This is a genomic window from Solimonas fluminis (genome assembly GCF_002930645.1).
GTDB classification, from domain to species: Bacteria; Pseudomonadota; Gammaproteobacteria; order Nevskiales; family Nevskiaceae; genus Solimonas_A; species Solimonas_A fluminis.
This window is the reverse complement of record NZ_PSNW01000008.1, coordinates 48311-67575: the sequence shown is the minus strand read 5'-3', so window position 1 is coordinate 67575 and position 19265 is coordinate 48311. Positions and strand designations below refer to the sequence as shown.

21 protein-coding genes and 3 tRNA genes are annotated in these 19265 nt (G+C 59.5%); 10 read left to right on the top strand and 14 right to left on the bottom strand.

Annotation, left to right across the window (positions count from 1 at the left end; genetic code table 11):
* The first annotated feature begins 15 nt into the window (after nucleotides 1-15).
* A complete protein-coding gene (locus C3942_RS14730) occupies nucleotides 16-468 on the top strand; it encodes a MarR family winged helix-turn-helix transcriptional regulator (protein ID WP_165797466.1) in 453 nt (150 codons plus the stop codon).
* 213 nt (nucleotides 469-681) lie between these two features.
* Here C3942_RS14730 and C3942_RS22340 read toward each other — a convergent pair whose 3' ends face one another.
* Nucleotides 682-855, bottom strand: coding sequence for a hypothetical protein (locus tag C3942_RS22340; RefSeq protein WP_165797465.1), 174 nt, complete (start codon nucleotides 853-855; stop codon nucleotides 682-684).
* Between the two features lie 470 nt (nucleotides 856-1325).
* On the opposite strand from C3942_RS22340, the gene C3942_RS14725 reads away from it, so the two are divergent.
* From C3942_RS14725 to C3942_RS22090, 3 genes are read left to right on the top strand one after another with little or no spacing between them, the layout of a single operon-like run.
* Nucleotides 1326-2690 (top strand): protein kinase domain-containing protein, encoded by a 1365-nt coding sequence (locus C3942_RS14725; RefSeq protein WP_104231116.1) that lies wholly within the window; start codon nucleotides 1326-1328, stop codon nucleotides 2688-2690.
* A complete protein-coding gene (locus C3942_RS14720; protein WP_104231115.1) occupies nucleotides 2691-3869 on the top strand; it encodes an AAA family ATPase in 1179 nt (392 codons plus the stop codon).
* Nucleotides 3870-3872: 3 nt separating this feature from the next.
* A complete protein-coding gene (locus C3942_RS22090; protein ID WP_133164316.1) occupies nucleotides 3873-5297 on the top strand; it encodes a hypothetical protein in 1425 nt (474 codons plus the stop codon).
* 825 nt (nucleotides 5298-6122) lie between these two features.
* On the opposite strand, the gene C3942_RS14710 is transcribed toward C3942_RS22090, so the two are convergent.
* From C3942_RS14710 to C3942_RS14700, 3 genes are all read right to left on the bottom strand, one after another.
* Entirely contained in the window at nucleotides 6123-6794 is a 672-nt protein-coding gene (locus tag C3942_RS14710) for a DUF4417 domain-containing protein (RefSeq protein WP_243393615.1), read from the bottom strand.
* Nucleotides 6795-7586: 792 nt separating this feature from the next.
* Entirely contained in the window at nucleotides 7587-8165 is a 579-nt protein-coding gene (locus tag C3942_RS22085) for a hypothetical protein (protein WP_133164315.1), read from the bottom strand.
* A 251-nt stretch (nucleotides 8166-8416) separates the two neighbouring features.
* Nucleotides 8417-8671 (bottom strand): helix-turn-helix domain-containing protein, encoded by a 255-nt coding sequence (locus C3942_RS14700; protein ID WP_104231111.1) that lies wholly within the window; start codon nucleotides 8669-8671, stop codon nucleotides 8417-8419.
* 97 nt (nucleotides 8672-8768) lie between these two features.
* Here C3942_RS14700 and C3942_RS14695 point away from each other — a divergent pair, with 97 nt between their 5' ends.
* From C3942_RS14695 to C3942_RS22075, 4 genes are all read left to right on the top strand, one after another.
* The gene (locus C3942_RS14695; protein ID WP_104231110.1) at nucleotides 8769-9101 is read left to right on the top strand and encodes a hypothetical protein; all 333 of its coding nucleotides are present in this window, start codon (nucleotides 8769-8771) and stop codon (nucleotides 9099-9101) included.
* 229 nt (nucleotides 9102-9330) lie between these two features.
* Entirely contained in the window at nucleotides 9331-10518 is a 1188-nt protein-coding gene (locus C3942_RS14690; RefSeq protein ID WP_165797463.1) for an FKBP-type peptidyl-prolyl cis-trans isomerase, read from the top strand.
* Between the two features lie 102 nt (nucleotides 10519-10620).
* Nucleotides 10621-10812, top strand: a complete 192-nt coding sequence (locus C3942_RS22080; protein WP_133164314.1) for a hypothetical protein — start codon at nucleotides 10621-10623, stop codon at nucleotides 10810-10812.
* Between the two features lie 296 nt (nucleotides 10813-11108).
* Nucleotides 11109-11450 carry a hypothetical protein gene (locus C3942_RS22075; protein WP_133164313.1) on the top strand — a complete coding sequence of 114 codons (342 nt, stop codon included), beginning with the start codon at nucleotides 11109-11111 and terminating at the stop codon, nucleotides 11448-11450.
* Between the two features lie 163 nt (nucleotides 11451-11613).
* On the opposite strand, the gene C3942_RS14685 is transcribed toward C3942_RS22075, so the two are convergent.
* The 6 genes from C3942_RS14685 to C3942_RS14660 form a co-directional block, all read right to left on the bottom strand.
* Entirely contained in the window at nucleotides 11614-12084 is a 471-nt protein-coding gene (locus C3942_RS14685; RefSeq protein ID WP_133164312.1) for a rolling circle replication-associated protein, read from the bottom strand.
* A gap of 31 nt (nucleotides 12085-12115) precedes the next feature.
* Nucleotides 12116-12319: a helix-turn-helix transcriptional regulator gene (locus C3942_RS22980; RefSeq protein WP_104231107.1), complete on the bottom strand. Its 204-nt coding sequence runs from the start codon at nucleotides 12317-12319 to the stop codon at nucleotides 12116-12118.
* Nucleotides 12320-12417: 98 nt separating this feature from the next.
* Nucleotides 12418-12924 (bottom strand): hypothetical protein, encoded by a 507-nt coding sequence (locus C3942_RS22070; protein ID WP_133164311.1) that lies wholly within the window; start codon nucleotides 12922-12924, stop codon nucleotides 12418-12420.
* Complete coding sequence (locus C3942_RS14670; RefSeq protein ID WP_104231105.1) at nucleotides 12914-14176, bottom strand: tyrosine-type recombinase/integrase; 1263 nt, start codon at nucleotides 14174-14176, stop codon at nucleotides 12914-12916. Before C3942_RS14670 ends, C3942_RS22070 begins: the two co-directional genes overlap by 11 nt.
* A 155-nt stretch (nucleotides 14177-14331) precedes the next feature.
* Nucleotides 14332-14407 (bottom strand) — tRNA-Glu (locus tag C3942_RS14665).
* 69 nt (nucleotides 14408-14476) lie between these two features.
* Nucleotides 14477-14552 (bottom strand) — tRNA-Ala (locus C3942_RS14660).
* Nucleotides 14553-14736: 184 nt separating this feature from the next.
* Between C3942_RS14660 and C3942_RS14655 the strand changes: the two genes are divergently transcribed.
* Nucleotides 14737-15294, top strand: coding sequence for a C40 family peptidase (locus tag C3942_RS14655; RefSeq protein WP_165797462.1), 558 nt, complete (start codon nucleotides 14737-14739; stop codon nucleotides 15292-15294).
* Nucleotides 15295-15347: 53 nt separating this feature from the next.
* Here the strand turns inward: C3942_RS14655 and clpX are convergent, their stop codons facing one another.
* The 4 genes from clpX to C3942_RS14635 form a co-directional block, all read right to left on the bottom strand.
* Nucleotides 15348-16613, bottom strand: coding sequence for an ATP-dependent Clp protease ATP-binding subunit ClpX (gene clpX / locus C3942_RS14650; protein WP_104231103.1), 1266 nt, complete (start codon nucleotides 16611-16613; stop codon nucleotides 15348-15350).
* Between the two features lie 92 nt (nucleotides 16614-16705).
* Nucleotides 16706-17320 carry an ATP-dependent Clp endopeptidase proteolytic subunit ClpP gene (clpP, locus tag C3942_RS14645; protein WP_104231102.1) on the bottom strand — a complete coding sequence of 205 codons (615 nt, stop codon included), beginning with the start codon at nucleotides 17318-17320 and terminating at the stop codon, nucleotides 16706-16708.
* A gap of 78 nt (nucleotides 17321-17398) precedes the next feature.
* Nucleotides 17399-18724, bottom strand: a complete 1326-nt coding sequence (tig, locus tag C3942_RS14640) for a trigger factor (RefSeq protein WP_104231101.1) — start codon at nucleotides 18722-18724, stop codon at nucleotides 17399-17401.
* Nucleotides 18725-18763: 39 nt separating this feature from the next.
* Nucleotides 18764-18848, bottom strand: a tRNA-Leu gene (locus tag C3942_RS14635).
* Between the two features lie 165 nt (nucleotides 18849-19013).
* On the opposite strand from C3942_RS14635, the gene hemP reads away from it, so the two are divergent.
* Nucleotides 19014-19205: a hemin uptake protein HemP gene (hemP, locus tag C3942_RS14630; protein WP_104231100.1), complete on the top strand. Its 192-nt coding sequence runs from the start codon at nucleotides 19014-19016 to the stop codon at nucleotides 19203-19205.
* Nucleotides 19206-19265: the final 60 nt, after the last annotated feature.

Here is a 19265-nt window from a genome sequence, read left to right as displayed (position 1 = left end):
TGGCCGGAGGATGACATGAAGCCTGACGAGAGAATCTCCCCGTTGGTCCGCGACGTATTCTGGACGGTGCGCGGCCTCCTCGACTCGCGCCTGGAGCCCATCGGGCTGTCCCAGGCCCGCTGGCAGCCGATCCTGGCCCTGCATCGCGCCCAGAAGCCCCTGACGCAGTCGGCCCTGGCCGCCGAGCTGGGCATCGAATCCCCGACCCTGGTGCGCATGCTGGACCGCCTCAGCGCCGACGGCTGGCTGCAGCGCAAGTCCTGCCCCAATGACCGCCGCGCCTACCATGTGGTGCTGACCGACCGCGCCAAGGCCGCCTGCGCCGATATCGAGACCCAGGTCGCCATCCTGCGCCGCGAGCTCTACGGCGCCATCGACCCGCAGGACCTGGAAACCTGCGTCCGCGTCCTGGAACAGATCCGGGAACGCGCCGGCAGTCTCCAGCCCCGCGCCACCGCCGCCGCCTGACACAAGGCCGCAACGGCCACCGCGGGAAATCGAGCCAAATGTGACGCAGCCGTCATTCGCGGCACGATTCGTGCTCCATATCCCGGTAAGCGGGTGGCCGATCCATCACAGTGCAACCCGAAACGCTCTCCTCCAGAGAGGCGCCTGCCTCTCTCGCACCTTGCTCCCGCGCTCGCAAGACCGCGGGAGTTTTTTTGCCCGGAATTCGCACTGTCAGGGTGCCGGATCCTTCTGGCGCGTGGACCTCACGCCGGTCAGCAGGCCAATGCCCAGCATCACGATGCAGCCCACCACGATCCACTCCTGCGGCACATGCAGCAGGACTGCACCGTAAGCCAGGCCTCCGGTCAGGATCAGGAAGCCCACGATGTAGATGGCGAAAGACATGCTCCCTCCTTGGAACATCCGTCACGCCGGCAAAGCCGGCCAAGCCTGTGACTGCGGACGGGTTGCCGGGTTCCGGGGAGCAGAAACGACAAAGCCCGGCGGAGCCGGGCCTTGCTTGTCGAATGGCATCCCCATGGGGATTGTCCGGCCCATCCATGGGCTGGCCCCTCCGCCGGGCGAAGGGCGACACGTTCATCCACTCCCGTGGACCAACGAACCCCTCCGGGGTTCTCACCCCCGCAAACGACAAAGCCCAGCAGAGCTGGGCTTTGATAAATCTTGGCGTCCCCACGGGACTTCTCATTGAAACTGTAAAAATTTGATTTATATAAACATTAATAAACAACAACCAAGAATGACCCCCAAAGTGACCCCCAATGCATGCCCGCTCGGGCACATCTTTTAGCGTGCCGCAGGGGTACTGAGTTAAGGTCGCACTTGCGGCAGACTTATGAATGGGGACTTAGTCTGTGAATAAAGAAGAAGAGCAACAAGCTCGACTGAGTTTAGAGATTGCACAGCGCTGGTGCGCAGAGAGGGGGTACGAACTCCGAGATCAGGCCGGCCGTGGAGGCACAGCGCCTGTTTATTCCGTTCAAGGGTCCGACGAAGCCCTCTACGCCCTCAAGCTCTACGACAAGGAATACTCGACCGGAAAGCTCGGCGATATAGAAGCGGACCGAGTCGATGCACAAAAGGCTCTTGGCCGCCACGGGTGCCCCTCCCTTGTGGAGGTTTATGACGGAGGCCGATTCGAGGACAGACTATTCCTTCTGATGAACAGAGCCCCCGGGAAGGAATTAGAGACTGTTTTAGATAAGGTGCCGCGCGACAAGATCGGACATATTGTCTCAGAAGTCGCCAAGGCTGTGATATTCCTTTCAGAAAGTAATATTTGTCACCGGGATGTTAAAAGCGCCAATGTCTTTGTATCTGAAGACTGGAAGAAAGTTACTCTCCTAGACCTCTCTGTAACTCGCGACATTGATGATCCGGTCGGGCGAGGAACTGACCAGGACGGACGCCTGCCTGTAGTTGCAACCGCTCGCTACGCCCCTCCTGAGTATCTGTTCCGCCTCCTTGATCCCGGCCCTGAGCTATGGCACGCCGTTAACGTGTATCAACTCGGCGCTCTCCTATATGACCTCATTATGCGAGAACCCCTGTTCAAGACCGAGTTCGAAAAGGCCAAAGTTAACCGCTACCGATTTGCATGGATGGTGGCGACGGTTGATCCAGTTGTTCTGGCGGCCGACGCCGATCCGGCATTGGTTCTGCTTGCTCAGCGAGCTCTTGATAAGAATTGGGAACGTCGTTCAAAGATCAGCTTGGACGATTTCCTGGATAGTCCTGATAGCCAAAAGAAAAACGCCCTTCAAATGATCGGTATTGGCGCGGTGAAACCACGAGACACTTCCGGGGAAATTCGCCCTCCCTCGGCAGGCAATCAGCGATTCAGAGAGGTGTCCAAACATCTCAAAAATGGAATGGTTGAGTACCTCTCTTCCACCGGAATTACAGCGACGCACGAGGAGCACATTAACGCCGGTGATGCCGGTCGTACTGTGACGCTGAAGTGGAGACCTCGGGAACACAGTGACGATCTAGTTGAACTCGCCATAGTGCTAACTGGCGTCGTCACGCCTCAGGGGCCTGGCTATGGAATACACATGAAAATGGCAGCTCCCATAGCGGGTCTAGATAGGACTGCGGAGTTGGATTTGCCAGACATGGCCGACAGCGTTGATGTGGAATTGCTTCTTAAGTCCAAAGTCGAGACCGCGATCGCCACTCTCGCCCGGGACCTATCAATCGCACAAGACAAGGGGGAGTAGATGTCACTCTGGTGGGCAAAACGCGATGATCTGGACAAAAAACAGCTCCAACTGATTGATGACCTGCCGCTTACTCAAAACCACCTGGTTACTGGACCGCCGGGTAGTGGGAAGACAAACATTCTATTGAGGCGCGCGCAGTTTGTTCGCAGCCAGGATATGCCGCGAGTTCTGGTCTTAACTTTTACTCGCTCGCTCACGGAATTCGTGAAGACAGGGTGCTTTGATGCGGAGGGACGCGAGATTTTTCCGCAAGCCTCGGTAAGCACGTTAGAGTCTTGGATTCGCCGGCTGTATAAAACGCATGGAGTTTCGCTACCTCCGAGGCCGACCTCAAAACGCGACTACTCCATCTGGAAGCGACAACTTGCGCAAGGGGCGCTGGATTTCAAGAAACATTCCTCACAGCCCCCGTTCGATGCCATTTTCGTTGATGAAGTACAAGACCTTTACGATGAGGAGGTTCAACTCATTCGTCAATGGGCCAACACCCTCTTCTTTACGGGGGACGAACGCCAAAAGCTATTCGAAAACACTAATGGACTAGTGCCTGCACGGAAACTAGTCAGCGGCCATGAAACCGCCTTGGAATGGCACTACCGTGTCGCGCCTGAAATTTGCGAAATGGCTGATAGAATCCTCGTTGCTCCAGGAACGAAAGGGATGTCTGCAAATTGCCACTATAAAGGTCCCAAACCAGCAAGTATTGAGGTAGCAAGCCCTGCCTCAAAGGCCCAACAGCTTGAGGAATGCACCAAGCGACTGCGCGATCAAATTCGAGTCTATGAAGACCGACTGCGCCAAGGTGATAGGCTGGGTGTTATCGTCGCAAGAAAAGATGATCGTGACTTGGTATTCAGTCATCTTGAGAGAGACGAAGAGCTACAAGGAAAATCTAAAGTCATCCGCGCATGGGACCCCGATGAGGACGACGACTACTACAGTCCTGAGTTCGATGCGGATCGCCCCATTAACATTGTGACTGTCCAGGGGTGCAAGGGGCTTGAATTTCGCGCGGTTCATTGGCTCTTTGCAGATGACCTCATGAGGTACCACACTCCTGAGCATTACTACACTGTCGTGACCCGAGCAAAGACCAGTTTGGATATTCGCTTCACAAGCGTTGTGCCGCAGGAAATCGCTGGATCCTACTCAAAGAAAACGAAGCCGGACTGGTAGCCAATGAATTACACGTATCTCTTTCGAGTTGTCGATGATGACGAACTGAACGACGTCACCATCGGTCATGCCATTCCAGGCTCTCAATGGATAAAAAGAGAAGCCAACATTCGGATCGACGCGGGTAGGACTGGCGTCCTTTGGCGAGAAAATTCTCATCGAGAAGTTGCACAACCTCTTGCGGTAGTGGCACGACAAGAGGATTTGCGAAGGCTGTTCGGGCGCTTTGCTCAAACGCGCAATGAGCTATCTCCCCTTACATCTTGGTGCCACTACTTAACCGTTGAGCAGTTCCAAAAAACCACCCCTACGTCTCGCGAAGCCGATCTTGGGGGATTCGAGGCTGCTTGGTCTGGCTTGGTAATTGCAGAGGCGCTGCTGCTGGGCGAGCGTCCTCTGCGCACATTGAAATTGCCCGCTTGCTTGGGCACAAGAACTTTTGCCGTAGCGCGTACCGCAGCGCTATGGGGAAGAGTTTCGATTGAGGATGTTCTGGGGCGGTTTGACGCCGCGAACAGGCTGCTACGTCCTCGTGAGCCGGCAAGTCAGCGGCTCATTTCAGCACTTGCTCCTATATGGCAGGTGCTGATGGCGTTATCTCAAGAATCCAGCTCACCACGATCCCCGGAAACCTTCCGCGCCATTGATGCTTTAAGAGGCCTGGCACGAGGCCGATCGAATAACCGCGAATTTGAGGCGTTGGAATTCGCACAGCCGTTGATGGGGATGCTTCCGGAAGCTGACGAAATCGCGATACTTCATCAGTTGACAGCGGAAAGACGTCTCCGAATTTACGACAAGCTGCTCAAACAATTGGATGGCGAGGAAAATCTTTCGCAAAGAATGTTGCTTGCACTAGCGGCTGGTTATCTCTCGACGGTAGCCGCAGGTGGTGCGCCTAGCCTTAGCTTGGCCGAAAGAGAGGCTAGGCGGTGGCCGGAAATTCTTGCTTGGGCCTATACCATCGGCGGAATAGGCGAACAGGTGACATGGACTTCCGGATTCGACGGACTAGGAAGGCTAGTAGCGAGAGAATTAACTCGTACTTTGCGGTTAGACGAACCCCCAGCGGCAGACATTGCTGTAGACGAAGCTGTGGTGCTGGTGGATCCTGGACTTCGGGACCCTTTGGTTCATCTAAAGCTCAAGCAGCAGCGCATTGGAACGGTAGCCCTATATCCTGGGGTGAACATATCTATCGCCTTGGCTGATGCAGGCGACACCCGCACCGTGGAACATGATCAAAAGCCCGCCACGAAAGCATCCACCTCTCCGCCGGTGGACAATGCACTCGCGGCGACATTGGCGAATCTGCTATGGCCGCACATAGCAGAGCGAGTGCGCGCGGTTGCTGAAGAGAGCGCTTCCAGTTCAAGCAAAAAGAAGACGAGCTCCAGCAGCAAGGAGCAAAAGCGCCTCCTTGACTAGAGGCCGCTCTTCTCGATAACGCACCGCATGCTGCTAAATTTCAGCTTGCTTGATGATCTAGCACTTGCCCTATCAAAGGGCCGGGCTGTTGATCTTCGTAGCATGCGCTTTGAGGCAAATGAACTAGGGCCGCTAGTGGAGTTGGCGCTGATGAAGACCGGTGGCGTAGCGAGTTTACCCACCCTGGATTCCATTGCCCCGTGCCCCGCGAGGACAGCGGCAGCCCCTTTTTTTGAGAAGCATGCACGGGGGAAATTGATCACGGACCAAGTGGGGGCATACTTCGTTACGCCTCGCACTGATCCCTCTGCCGACCTAAAATGGACTGAGTTTCTTGTTTGGGCACAGCGAGCCGCAGAAAAGGCCGGTATACACAAAAGGGTGGCGCAGCAACTGGTAGGTGCAATAGGCGAGTTGGAAGACAACATTCATCTGCACAGCCAAGCGGTCGATACCGGCTACGTAGGGTACCGTGCAGGCAACAACGAGTTCGAGTTTGTGGTGGCCGATGCAGGCGTTGGCATTTTAAATAGCCTTAAAAGCTGCCCCGACTACGCCGACCTAAAGGATGCTGGAGATGCACTTCAGTTTGCTCTCCAAGACGGCGTATCGCGATATGGGCGCTCCGCCCAACGCGGCTGCGGATTCCGGCCCATCTTCGTGGGCCTTGCCAACTTGATGGGCATGCTGCGTTTCAGGAGTGGGGACCACGTCCTGGTAATCGATGGGCAGAGCCCGGACTTAGCCATGGCGAGGGTACAACAGCGGGCGAACCTGCCTGGATTCGTCACTTCGATAACTTGCAGGAACCCCGGGTAACGAGCCTTACTTCCTGCGCGTGCCTTGGAGCACGTCAAGCCGGCACTGGAAGATATTCAACGCCAGCAGGTCGTCAAGTTCCTGGCCGAAGGCCGTTGGCGCCGGCGTCCACTCCAACTTACCGCTTGCCGCGATTTCCCCCGCCTGGCGGTGCATTGCTTTCATGAAGGGGCGGCTGTCGATCATCTTAATATTGGCGTTACCAAACGCGGTCCTAAGCTCGCCCAGCACTTGAAGCCCGCCGCGCACGTAAAGTTCTAATGGCCTGGAAATGGACTGCGCCAGGCGGCAAAGCTGGTCGCGGTGCCAGCCTTCCCTAGACTGTGCCCCTGCACCCGTGCCGAATTCAAATGCCACGCCAGAGATTTCTGGGCGCGCCTCGATGAATTCGATCCAGCGATTCCAATCCTGATCGGTCCGTGCGTTCACGTGAAGTAGTGAATGCAAGCCGGCACTTTGAAATTGCTGCCAGCAGAGAGCGATCCTCTTCATGTTGTAGAGGTTGTCCCAACGCGGGACATCGTTGAACAAGCTGAAGTTGGGTGACGTGACAGCCGATACCCCCATATTCATGAGGGTTTTCGCGAAAGCCGCAGGGTCTTTCAGCCCCCAAACGCGCTCGATGCTTTTGTCCTCATCCGTGCCCGAAGCAATCACGGCGGTAAGATCATCGAGCATGAAATGATCATATAGCTCCGCACGGCTGCCGAAGCGGTGCGCCCCGCTCCGCCTGTCCAGCAGTTCAGCAAGGGGAACGGCCACCGCATCCAGCTTAAGCGGGGTTGATCTACGAGACCCATGCATGAGCATGGGGATGTAGCTGGGGGCCTTGATGGACGCTACAGCCTCACAGCGGGGCACATTCGCCAAGTCGAATCCAAAGACCTCGCTACGGCGCGCAACATAGTGCTCCGGTCGAGCTCTACATACCGTGTCGCATGCAGCGGGATCAGGGCACCGGCAGAAACTTCCGCAATCGAAGATTTTGTCGTTGATCTGCAAGCCGCCACACAGAGAGCTATCCGGGCAGGCCCCGCAGCCCATCGGCATCATTCCCTCATTCGCTACATGCCAAAGGCGGCGCTCTCGCCGCGGCGAACTCGGCTCGGAGTCAGGAAGCTGCCGGTTTACTACCTTAAGACGCATACGTCCGCCGTCCCGCTGAAGTGGTTGAGTTGGGTGATTTCACCGAGAGCTACGCCGCCGTTGCTCGCGATCGCCGACGCCAAGTCCGCTGGCGGCCGCGCGATTGCGCCGATTCGCGCGTGACCGCGGTACAGCAGCAACCTGCCGCCGGCGGCCTCCAGGACAACACGCTGGCCTACTGAGGCGCCACATTCATCGCCCAGGTCAGCGACAACCGTGCGCGACTGGCATTCCGGGTGGCGCGTGAGCAGGTCGTTCCTGGCGAGCTCCTCGCTTCCCCGCAGCCAGGCCTTCTTGAAACTACCCGCGCGCTTCCGAATGAAATCAAGGCCCATATGACATACCTCTCAGCACAGGACTGAACTGCATTGAACGCCCAGCCGGGCGGCAAACCAGCAGTGACTTGCGAGCGAGTGCCGTCAGTCTGTTATTCCAAGCCGTGGTACCCACTTTCACGTCCGCTCCCTGCTGGCGGGCAAGCGTGGGGGCGTCTGCAGCCCCAGCATTGATGACCAGTTGCAGCGCTTCTCTCTGCTTCTCTTCCAGGACTCCGATAACCCGCGCATTTTCCGCCAGCCCTTCCGGCCCTAAATCACATGCAGCCAGGGCATCGCCGCGCTGGGCCAAAAGCACCTTGAGTTCCTCTTCGATATCGCTGGAGAGGTTGGCGCAAACGGGGTACACCTCGGATGACCCCATCCGGCAGTAGTCTCGAAACGCAAGCACGCTTTCTCTAAGGTAGCTCGACGTAGCTACATCGATGCCGCTGAAGTCCAAGTGCATCACCACTGGCCCCGCAACTTCAGGACGTACAGCCACGAGTTGCGCAAGCAGAGCGGCGCCCGGCCCTGCACCCGCCAAGACCTCCTTACCGCCTACCAGTTGATGAATGGATAACTTCATGACACTAACCAATCTCACGTGAATGAAGTGAGATTACGCCCCTTGATCTGCGCTGTCCAGAGGTATTCAGGGGAAAGTTACGTGGCGAGATAACGCCGGCAAAACAGAAATCATCTGCATTACAACGAGTTAGAGTAATGCCTAATTCCGGCAAAACCTCTCAGATTTTCTCGGCAAAACTCCGCCGAGTCCGATCCAACCCGTCTTGAGGGTAAAAATCAGCGTGTCGGCACTGTTAGCGCAAACGGGCGTTACTTGGTCCGTCGCTTGGAAAGGGCGGCCAGCTCATCAAGCGCGGGGAACAACTCCCCAACTTCCACCTGAAGGGCCTGTGCCATCTTCATGAGATTGACCGCAGCAACATTGCGCTCGCCCCTTTCAATCCCACCGTAGTAGGCACGGTCAAGACCGACCTCAACCGAAAACCCTTCCTGGGAAAACCCCTTGTCCTCGCGGACGGCGCGGATTTTTCGTCCAAGAGCAATGAGGTCGGGCCGCTTCTGCATGCCCAGACCATAGGAATTTGCTTCCTAAGGAACCACGGGCTATGAGTATCATATGCACTAGGAGTTTTCAGCTTGCCGGGCCTAAGGAGATATTCGGATGCAGGCGACAGGAATTAACGTCTGGGCTGTCATGGTGCTGTGCGCGATCTTCCTAGGGATTGGCCTGCTCATTGGCGTCAACATCAAAGGCAACAACGCCGGCCATACCCAGCCCACTGTCACTCGTGATGAATTCGCTGCCCCGCTGATCGGCAAGACCTATGAAGAGGTCCTGTCTATCGCCGGAAGGCCTGACGCCACTACTACCGTGTCCGGCACGGACTACTGGAGGTATATGGGCCGCACCTACAACCCCATTACGGGAAAGGCGGAAACTGCCCGAGTCGTGTTTGAGGGCATCCGGGTTTCCGACGTTCTCTTTTCCGACTAGCGCGGGGGCCGGGTCACGCCGTCGGCTCTGTCTACTACGGCCTGCGGACGCTCTGCGCAGCAGGCGCCCGCGCCATTCACATCTCCGGGGGTAGTAAATGAAGAAGACAGGGACATTCGTCGCGGCGGGCGCGGTGATTGTTGGGATAGGCATGCTTGCGCTGACCCTGATAGAGGGCTCGCCCCGGCCACCCCCGCCAGCCCCTCAATCTGCCGCAGGGAGCGCTCCAATGCCCCCGCTGCTTGCCGCGGCATCGCCCCCCAGCGCCGCGACAATCAAGGCCCAGGATGAAGAAAATAACCGGCAGCGATGCGTGCAGATGATTGCCGTTGCTCAGGAGGCCGCGCGCGGCCGCAAGCAAGGCTACATGCCCGGCCATGTGCTGGATGCACTCTGGAAGGACATGGACGGCAACAAGGCCCGGTGGCCGAAACTAACCACCCGGGACATGGAGGCCGCCGTACTCGCCACTTTTGGTGCGAAGACAGCCGACGGGGCTCCCTTTGACGTGGCGGAGGAGTGCTTCAAAGAGGGGGGATATCTGTCGGTCGCCAACGTAGAGAAAATGCTCGGGGAACAGCCCGAAGAACAATTCTTCGCCGGCCAGTTCGGCGGCACCATCATCGCCGTCGCGGCGCACCCGAGAAATGGGGTTTATGTCTCCCTCAAGAACACCTCAAGTGCGACTTGGTCGGCGAACATCAAGGACCTGACCTTCAACCTTGTCGATAAAGCGATAGTGAATCCGTGCTGCGTCTACGATGACGTAGTTGTCCAACTGGGGCGTGCCGTAGGTGGCAAGGTCGAGGCCGCCCCCCAGGGCGCAGCCATGTACAAAATCACCCAAACTGAGGCGCAACTAGTCACTGGCGCCGTCTTCAAGATGCCCAGAAAGATCGAATTCGCCACATTCCGTGGAAAGCGTCTATGCACCCTCAAGACGCGAGCGGAGTTCAGCGACTTGGCCGCTGCGAACTCCCTCCCAACCTACTGCGAGTCCTACGCTGAGCAGGGCGGCGCGGCGGCACCGGCGCAGCCCCAGGCCGCACCCGTTATCGCCGGATCACCTGCGGCACCCCGAGACGAAGATGCAGTCCAGGTGACGACGCTGGAACCAGGCACAGGGTGCGCGCCAACGCCAACCAGCACCGTCAATGTTTCCTACACCCTGGTGCTCGATGATGGGTCAGTTGTTGAAACCGTCGATGCCGCGAATTCACGCCTAGCCGGACACCAATTGCGCGGCTGGGTCTCAGCCCTCCAGAAAATGCGCGAAGGTGGCAGCTATGAAGCCCGCATCCCCGCCGCACTGGCCTTCGGGTCACGGGGCGCGCTTCCCCGCATCCCACCCAATTCACCGCTAACGTACAAGGTCAAATTGAACAAGGTTTCCGGAGGCGCGGCGTGCCAAGGGTAAGTAAAAATCCGCAGAGCAGAGCCGCTGGGCTTCCTGCAAGGCTTTCGGGAAGGCTTCGGCCAAGTCTTTGGGCAAGCCTTCATGGCGCACACGGGAGAAAAAATGGTTGACCAAGCAAAATGCAAATCGAAGATGCCGAGCCCGGCTGAGCGTCCAGACCTCTACGATGGCTATGACTGCCGCCCTCCTCGTAAGTATTCCGAAGAAGAGCGCGCCTACTGGGATTCGGTGACACCTGAACACGTCAAAGAGGCGATAAAAAAGCGAAAGAGCACACCGACATCCAGCGCCTGATGGGCGGACGTGGTGGCGTGCATATCAGGTGGCGTGAACGGCGCCACCCAGTCCTGGAAGGGCTTTGAAGGGGCTTTAGAGGGGCTTTAGAGGGGCTTTAGAGGGGCTTACAGGGGCCTCCAACAAGGTTGGGCCAACCCTTTCGAAACCATTTCGAAACCCTCGCGTGGCCGCCACAGCACGGTCGCGACAGGAGCCAACGATTCCACCCGCACACTACGCAGGGAGTTGTCACTGAACACTCCGTGACTCCTACCGTATCCTTCCCATAGCTCAGAAGAACAAACGGGGGCTACATGCTGCTGCAAGACTGGCTATCCATTTTGGGCACCGTCGTCATTGTTGGTGGAACTTTTCTCCTTTTTTTAGCTGGGCGCGACATTTATCAATCACTACTGAAAACCCAAGAAGCACTATGCACACTTAGCGGGCACAACCCCTGCAGCGCAGAGCACCTTGAAAGCGGCGATGAAATGCAGGAGAAAATGAAAGGTGCGGTCGCAGTCATATACACCGAGTATGTGCAGAACAGCTTCTTCCAGCGGCATGTGAAGGAGCTAACGGTGGCGGGATTACTCTGCATCTTCGCCGGCTCCGCGATGCAGATTGTTGGCACAGTCGTCGCCAGGCTCTGGTGACCTCGACGCTGCGGCGCACAGGCGCCTACGGCTACCCGGATCCGCCGAAATCCTGGGTTTCAGACAGGACTACAGACAAGCGCGAGATAAATCTCGCACACGCGCTGTCCCGAAGCCCCCCCGCGTCTAGCGCTCGGGAGCTTGCGCCGACAGGGCGCGGGACTTACTTGGGAAACTTCTTCAGGTTGCGACTGAGCTCAACCTGCCCGTCTTGCGGCAGGGTTTTGCAGAGATAGCGAACGCAGCGCTCCGACGACCTGACAGGCCCAATTTGCGCGATACCCTGGTACTTGCGCCAAACGCGCTCAAGGTGGCGCGTGGCAAGGACAAGATCGCGTTCTGGGGCATCCAGGAGCGCATGGACATGCAGCAGCCCCTCGACACCTCGCTCCACCACCACCGCCCAGCGCAATAGCAGGTTCGGCTTCTTCCAGCATCGCGTGCCGTAGAGCTTGCGGTTCGTGAAGTCGATCATCTCCCGGAAACTGCGCAGCGCGGTCCGCTGGGTCACCGGTCGACGGAATGTTAGGGTGGCGAAAATCGGCAGGTCTGTATCGACCAGAAAGTCCACCCACGCGCGGAGCATCTGCGCTGAATAAACATTACCGGCAATTTCGTATGACAGCTTCGCCACGGGCCTTGCTGCAGCCGCTGTGGTTACTGGCTTACCCATGGCCGCGGCCGGCCATGCGAGCTCGGATCCATTCCTCCACCTCCTCTTTGCTCCAACCGACAGACCGGGTCGGAAGAAGGCGAATCGGAGTGGGAAACTCACCCCGGCCCACGAGGGCGTACAAGGTGGAGCGTGACAGGCTAGTGAGAACCTCTACCTCACGCCGGGAAAGAATCTGCAACTGACTGGTGGACATGCCTGCATCCTGGTGGCTGTAAGTGGATGCTCAGCAATATGTAGCCGCCCCATACCGGGGTCACCAGAGAAAAAACGCCTGATTTTTTGCTCTACTCTTCAACTTGAAGGTGTGCTAGAGGCCCTTTCCATGGCGGCGTACTCCCCCTCAATTTTTTTGGCGAGCTTTTCGATATGAATCTCTGCAGGTTCCATCGCCCTTCCGTCTGAAAGATGGCGCCGGAGAGAGAATACCGCGATCAGGCGCGCTACATCTGCGACCGTCATTTTGGGGACCTCTTTCGCGACGGGGGAATTGTCCGGTGGTGTCTGCGCCAACTCTCGCCAACCATCAAACCAATCCAGCCACTCCTGCGGAGTGAGACGGTCTTGTTGAAGGGGCTCAAGCAACCCCGGCGGCTTCTTCGGGCGACCGCGTTTACGCCGCAGAGCGGCCCGCTTCGCCTGGAGCGCCCGCCCTTCCCTCGCAGACAGCAGGAACTCGACAACCCGCCCCCAGACTTCTGCTGACCACTCGGTTCTAGCCGCGCCGAGCTCTGCTTCTATCTGGTCTATGAGAGCCTCATCCTCTGGTGGGAATCCAGAGCGCCGCCAGTCAGGCAGCATCCGCAGTCTCCTGGACCGGCGGCACCTCATTCGCGGCGTCCGGCTTAGGCCTTCGTTGAGCGAGTTGATCTACGCAGTCTGCCCAAGCTTGCATCATGCGCCGGCGCTCGTTGATGTATTCCGCGCGGTTATAGGCGTCCCGAACAGTGTCCCTTTCCGTATGAGAAAGTTGCCGCTCGATGGCGTCCCGATTCCAAGTGCCCTCCTCGTTGAGAAAGGTGCAGGCGATGGTTCTAAACCCGTGCCCGGTCATCTCGTCCTTGGTATACCCCAACGACCGCAGCGCCGCGTTGATGGTGTTTTCGGACATAGGGCGATCCTGGCCCCGAATCGATGGGAAGACATAACGCCCGCGCCCCGAAAATGGCTGAATTTCGCGCAGAATTGCCAGCGCTTGGAGCGACAGCGGAATGACGTAGCCATTCCTTTTCTTCATTTCGCCAGGCGGGATTCGCCAAACGGCTTCCTGTAAATCAATGTGCTTCCACTCGGCTTGGCGTAATTCCCCGGGCCGAACGAAAACGAGCGGCGCCAAGCGGAAAGCGGAGCGAACCACCGCTGTGCCGCGGTAACCGTCGATGTCGCGCAGAAGTTCGCCGAGCCTGATGGGGTCCAATATGGCGGGGTGGTGGCGCTCCTGAGGGGTTTTCAGCGTCCGTTTTAGTCGCTGGGCCGGGTTGTCGACGCAGCGATCCGTCCCCCTGCCGAACTCGAACACAGCATCGGCGTATTGCCTCAGCTTTTTCACCAGCACCAAGGTGCCGCGAGCCTCAACTTTCAGGAGTGCGGCGCGTAGCTCGGCCACCGAAATTTGAGCGATCGGCCGCGCGCCAAGGTCACCGAACAGGTTCTGCTCCAGGCGGGTTGTAACCGTCGAAGCCGTCTTGGGCGCCCAGTCGACGGTGCGGACCTCAATCCACTCCCTGGCTACAGCTTCGAAGGTGTTGGCGGCTGCAACCTGGCGCGCCAGCGCCTCGCGCCGCTTGTGCTGGCTGGGGGTTACACCCTCTTCGCGTAAGCGCCGGCGATGTTCTTCGCGAAGTATGCGAGCCCTCGCCAAGCTGGTTGAGGGGTATTCGCCGAGGGAAACTCTGGAGTCTTTCTTCCCCACCAGGAACTTGAGCCACCAGGCCTTGCGCCCGGACGGCCCCACCTCTAGGTAGAGGCCGCGCCCGTCGAACATCTTGTACAGCTTCTCCCGGGGGCGCGCTTCGCGGCACTCCCGGTCTGTTAACTCCCTAATCCGTCGCATGCTGACCCCTAAAACCTCCGCTGACCCCTATCTTGACCCCGAATAGGGGCCAGCAGTCAACGGTATGGCTAGGAACATCGTGGACGTTAGCGCAAACAAAAAGCCCGCAATTACGCGGGCTTAGGAGTCATCACGGCATGCCGTGGAACTAAATGTGGCGTCCCCACGGGGATTCGAACCCCGGTAATCACCGTGAAAGGGTGGTGTCCTAGGCCTCTAGACGATGGGGACGAGGCAGAAAACTTGAATGTCGCCAGGACATTCGCCGGTTCGTCAAAAACAACGCCCCGACAGTAAATTTGGTGGAGCTAGTCGGGATCGAACCGACGACCTCTTGCATGCCATGCAAGCGCTCTCCCAGCTGAGCTATAGCCCCGAATCACGAACAACCGCATTCGGTGAGGCGCGCATTATACAGACCGTTAAGGGTTTGGGAAGAGTTTTTTGCAGCTTTTTGATGCAGGAGGAAAATCCGCCGCATAACTGGTCATTTCATGCCCACGGGACTAGCCTTGAGACGGATGCAGTCGAGCCAAACCTTCCTGAAAAAGGACTCTCGCATGCGACATCTGCTGCTTCGCGGACGCGCCGCGGCCCTGATGCTCTCGCTGGGCGCGGCGATGGCCAGCCATCCGGCCGCGGTGCTGGCCTCCGCCAAGCACCATGGGCCGGGCAAGCGCCCTCATGGCGGCCGGCTCGAGCATGCCGTGCAGTACCCCCTGCCTCCCGGCAGCCCTGCCCCACTGCTCGACCAACTGGAAGCGCAGCGCGTGATGCTGGGAGCGATGTCGATGCTCGGCACCCGCTACAAGCTGGGCAGCCGCAAGAGCTCCGCCGTGGACTGCTCGCTGCTGGTGCAACGCATCTACGGCGCCGTCGGCATGGACCTGCCGCGGACCACCCGGGAGCAGATCCTGCTCGGCGAGCCGGTCGCACTCTCCGAGCTGCGCAAGGGCGACCTGCTGTTCTACCGCTGGCAGGGCCGCACCCTGCACGTGGCCATCTACATGGACAACGGCCACATCCTTCATGCCTCGCCCCGGGAGGGCAAGGTTGTGATGACGCCGCTCAATCCGAGCTGGAGCCGACGCCTGGTCGCCGCGCGGCGCATTCTCTGAGCACAAAAAAAGGCCCCGCAAGCGGGGCCTTTTTCCTGCTGCATCGGCAACGGTCAAGCCGCCGAATTCTTTGCTTCGCTGTTCTCGTAGACGATGAAGGGCTTGGCCTCGCCACGCACCACCGCGTCGTCGACCACCACCTTGCTGACGTTGGTCATCGACGGCAGGTCGTACATCACGTCGAGGAGGATGTTCTCCATGATCGTGCGCAGGCCGCGGGCACCGGTCTTGCGCTCCTTGGCGCGCCGGGAGATCGCCCGCAGGGCGTCCTCGCGGAACTCCAGGGTCACGCCTTCCATCTGGAACAGCTTGGAGTACTGCTTGACCAGGGCGTTCTTCGGCTCCTTGAGGATCGACATCAGGGCCTTCTCGTCCAGCTCCTCGAGCACCGCCAGGACCGGCAGGCGGCCGACGAACTCCGGGATCAGGCCGAAGCGGATCAGGTCGTCCGGCTCCACCTTGGAGTAGAGCTCGTTGATCGCCTTGGAATCGTCCTGGCTCTTGACCTCGGCCTGGAAGCCGATGCCCGCCTTGACGGTGCGGTTCTGGATCACCTTGTCCAGGCCGGCGAAGGCGCCGCCGCAGATGAACAGGATGCTGGCCGTGTTGACCTGCAGGAACTCCTGCTGCGGATGCTTGCGGCCGCCCTGCGGCGGCACGCTGGCGATGGTTCCTTCCACCAGCTTGAGCAGGGCCTGCTGCACGCCCTCGCCCGAGACGTCGCGGGTGATCGACGGGTTTTCCGACTTGCGCGAAATCTTGTCGATCTCGTCGATGTAGACGATGCCGCGCTGGGCCTTCTCGACGTCGTAGTCGCACTTCTGCAGCAGGCGCGCGATGATGTTCTCCACGTCCTCGCCGACATAGCCGGCTTCGGTCAGCGTGGTGGCATCGGCGATCGCGAAGGGCACGTCCAGCAGGCGTGCCAGGGTCTCGGCCAGCAGGGTCTTGCCCGAGCCGGTGGGGCCGATCAGCAGGATGTTGGACTTGGCGATTTCCACGCCGTCCTGCGAGCCCTTCACCGACAGGCGCTTGTAGTGGTTGTAGACGGCAACCGAGAGGATCTTCTTGGCCGTTTCCTGGCCGATCACGTACTCGTCCAGCACCGCCCGGATTTCCTGCGGCTTGGGCAGGCCCTTGGTGCTGGGCTTGGCGTGCACTTCCTCACGGATGATGTCGTTGCACAGGTCGACGCATTCGTCGCAGATGTACACCGACGGGCCGGCAATCAGCTTACGGACCTCGTGCTCGCTCTTGCCGCAGAAAGAGCAATAAAGGACCCGTCCGTTGTGTGCGCCGCTCCGTGTCTCGTTCGTCATCTCACTTCCTCTGCCGGGCTCGTGACGGCCCGGTGACACCTGTATAGCACAGTGCCTTTTAGCTGCAAAACCCGTGACAGACGCTGAACCGCTTAGCGGCCGATTTCGCCCCGCTGGGTGAAGATCTGGTCGATCAGGCCGTAGTCCTTCGCCTGCTCGGCGTTCAGGAAGTAGTCGCGCTCGACATCGCGGGCGATCTTCTCCAGCGGCTGGCCGGTGTGTTCAGCCATCAATTTGTTCAGTTTTTCGCGCAGATACAGGATCTCGCGGGCCTGGATCTCGATATCCGTGGCCTGGCCCTGGGCGCCGCCCGAGGGCTGGTGGATCATGACCCGTGCATTCGGCAATGCGAAACGCTTGCCCTTGGCGCCGGCCGACAACAGGAAGGCCCCCATGCTGGCCGCCTGGCCGATGCACATGGTGGCCACGTCCGGCTTGATGAAGCGCATGGTGTCGTAGATCGACAGGCCGGCGGTGACCACGCCGCCCGGCGAGTTGATGTACAGGTGGATGTCCTTGTCCGGGTTCTCGGACTCCAGGAACAGCAGCTGCGCCACGATCAGGTTCGCCATGTGGTCCTCGATCGGGCCCACGACGAACACGATGCGCTCCTTCAGCAGGCGCGAGTAGATGTCGAAGGCACGCTCACCCCGGGCGGTCTGCTCCACCACCATCGGGACAAGCTGGGCGAGGGTCTGGTTATCCATTGAACCTTCCTGAATCGTTTTGATTATCGAGGGCGCCGCCGGGGCGCGAAAGCCCCGGCGGCCTGGATGCTGCTTTCCTTAGCCTTGGGCCGGACGCTGCGGATTCAAGAGCTCGTCGAGAGAAAGCGTCTTGTCCGTAGGGGTGACGCCGGAAATCAGGGTATCCACCACCTGGTCTTCCAGCACCATGGCGCGCAGGCCCTGGAGCATCTCCGGACGGCTGCGGTAATAGGCCTTGACCTGCTCCGGCTGCTCGTAGTCGGCGGCCATCTCCTCCAGCGCCTGGTCGACGCGGGACGTGTCGAGCTGCACCTTCTGGGTCTTGATCACCTCGCCGATCAGCAGGCCCAGCGCCACGCGCTTCTGCGCCTGCTGTTCGAACAGCGCGTCCGGCAGCAGCTCGGCGTGCTTGTCCTTCGGCACGTTGGCCATGTTCATGCGCGACACCGCTTCCTCGCGCAGGCGAGGGATCTCCTGCGCGATCAGGGCCTGCGGAATCTCCACCGGGTTGGCGGCGAGCAGCTGCTCCAGGACCTGGCCCTTGAGCTGGTTGCGCACACCCTTGTCGCGCTCCTTCTCCAGCGCCGTGCGGCACTTGGCGCGCAGGCCGGCCTCGCCCGCACCCTCTTCCACCGAGTGCAGCTTGAGGAAGGCCTCGTCGATCGCCGGCAGCACCGGCTCCTTCACTTCCTTGAGCGTCACCGCGAACTGCGCGGTCTTGCCCTTGAGGTTCTCGGCGCGGTAGTCCTCCGGGAAGGCTACGTCGACCGAGAACTGCTCGCCGGCGGCATGCCCGACGATGCCGTTCTCCAGGTCCGGCAGGAACTGCGAGGAACCCAGCTCGATCGTCACGTCCTTGCCCTCGCCGCCCTGGAAGGCTTCGCCCTCGAGCGTGCCGAGGAAATCCAGCGTCGCGACGTCACCCTTGGCGGCCGGGCCGGTCTTGGTTTCCAGCGTGCGGCGCGCCTTGCGCAGGTTCTGCACCAGGCGCTCCACGTCGGCCTCGCCCACTTCCACCACCGGGCGCTCGATCTTCAGCTGCGACAGCGGGTTGAGGCTGATTTCCGGATAGACCTCGAAGTGCGCCACGTACTCCAGCGCCTCGCCGGACTTCTCGGCGGTGATGTCGATCTTGGGCGCGCCGGCCGGGTTGACGCCGGCCTGGTTCACGGCTTCCGGGTAGGTCTGGTTGACGATGTCGGAGATCGCATCGAGGCGCGCCGACTCGCCGTACTGCTGCTGGATGACCTTGAACGGCGCCTTGCCAGGGCGGAAGCCCGGCAGCTTGGCGCGGCTGGCGAAGCGCTTCAGGCGCTCGTCGACGGCCTTCGAGACGCGCTCGGCCGGAACGACCACACGCATTTCACGACGCAGACCGCTCGATGCCTCAACTTTAACTTCCATGGATATCGCTCTGATTGGAAATACTGTTTATTGATTTGATGGTGCGAAAGGCGAGACTCGAACTCGCACGCCTGACGGCGACAAGACCTAAACCTGTTGCGTCTACCAATTCCGCCACTCTCGCCCAAGCCCATAAGTATAGCAGTGGCCTGGAAAAATCCGGTGCCGGAAAAACGGCCAAGCGCCTGTGCAGAAGCTCATGCCAAAAACTTCTGGGCCGGGGCTTGACACGTTAATGCGAATCATTATCATTCGAATCACCGCTGACCAACGCCACGAGGTTTTCGCCATGCAGAGCCTGAACACGCTGAGCCTTCCCCTTCCCCGCCGCGCGCAGACCACCACGGTCGTGCGCAACGTCGTGCCCCGCCTGAAGAGCGAAGACCTGTTCCGCGGCACGCACGAGCTGGTGATCGAGCACCAGGGCCAGGAGTATCGCCTGCGCCTGACCCGCAACGACAAGCTGATCCTCAACAAATAACGACCCGCAGCGGGTCCGGGCCAAGGAAGCCCCGGCGCCCGCGTCTCCCTCTCGCCCTCA

Excerpts from the sequence above, each read along its gene's own strand:
- C3942_RS14730 (WP_165797466.1), top strand. The coding sequence starts at position 16 with ATGAAGCCTGACGAGAGAATCTCCCCGTTGGTCCGCGACGTATTCTGG.
- C3942_RS22340 (WP_165797465.1), bottom strand. The coding sequence starts at position 855 with ATGTCTTTCGCCATCTACATCGTGGGCTTCCTGATCCTGACCGGAGGC.
- C3942_RS14720 (WP_104231115.1), top strand. The coding sequence starts at position 2,691 with ATGTCACTCTGGTGGGCAAAACGCGATGATCTGGACAAAAAACAGCTC.
- C3942_RS22090 (WP_133164316.1), top strand. The coding sequence starts at position 3,873 with ATGAATTACACGTATCTCTTTCGAGTTGTCGATGATGACGAACTGAAC.
- C3942_RS14710 (WP_243393615.1), bottom strand. The coding sequence starts at position 6,794 with ATGCTCGATGATCTTACCGCCGTGATTGCTTCGGGCACGGATGAGGAC.
- C3942_RS22085 (WP_133164315.1), bottom strand. The coding sequence starts at position 8,165 with ATGAAGTTATCCATTCATCAACTGGTAGGCGGTAAGGAGGTCTTGGCG.
- C3942_RS14700 (WP_104231111.1), bottom strand. The coding sequence starts at position 8,671 with ATGCAGAAGCGGCCCGACCTCATTGCTCTTGGACGAAAAATCCGCGCC.
- C3942_RS14695 (WP_104231110.1), top strand. The coding sequence starts at position 8,769 with ATGCAGGCGACAGGAATTAACGTCTGGGCTGTCATGGTGCTGTGCGCG.
- C3942_RS14690 (WP_165797463.1), top strand. The coding sequence starts at position 9,331 with ATGCCCCCGCTGCTTGCCGCGGCATCGCCCCCCAGCGCCGCGACAATC.
- C3942_RS22080 (WP_133164314.1), top strand. The coding sequence starts at position 10,621 with ATGGTTGACCAAGCAAAATGCAAATCGAAGATGCCGAGCCCGGCTGAG.
- C3942_RS22075 (WP_133164313.1), top strand. The coding sequence starts at position 11,109 with ATGCTGCTGCAAGACTGGCTATCCATTTTGGGCACCGTCGTCATTGTT.
- C3942_RS22980 (WP_104231107.1), bottom strand. The coding sequence starts at position 12,319 with ATGTCCACCAGTCAGTTGCAGATTCTTTCCCGGCGTGAGGTAGAGGTT.
- C3942_RS22070 (WP_133164311.1), bottom strand. The coding sequence starts at position 12,924 with ATGCTGCCTGACTGGCGGCGCTCTGGATTCCCACCAGAGGATGAGGCT.
- C3942_RS14670 (WP_104231105.1), bottom strand. The coding sequence starts at position 14,176 with ATGCGACGGATTAGGGAGTTAACAGACCGGGAGTGCCGCGAAGCGCGC.
- C3942_RS14655 (WP_165797462.1), top strand. The coding sequence starts at position 14,737 with ATGCGACATCTGCTGCTTCGCGGACGCGCCGCGGCCCTGATGCTCTCG.
- clpX (WP_104231103.1), bottom strand. The coding sequence starts at position 16,613 with ATGACGAACGAGACACGGAGCGGCGCACACAACGGACGGGTCCTTTAT.
- clpP (WP_104231102.1), bottom strand. The coding sequence starts at position 17,320 with ATGGATAACCAGACCCTCGCCCAGCTTGTCCCGATGGTGGTGGAGCAG.
- tig (WP_104231101.1), bottom strand. The coding sequence starts at position 18,724 with ATGGAAGTTAAAGTTGAGGCATCGAGCGGTCTGCGTCGTGAAATGCGT.
- hemP (WP_104231100.1), top strand. The coding sequence starts at position 19,014 with ATGCAGAGCCTGAACACGCTGAGCCTTCCCCTTCCCCGCCGCGCGCAG.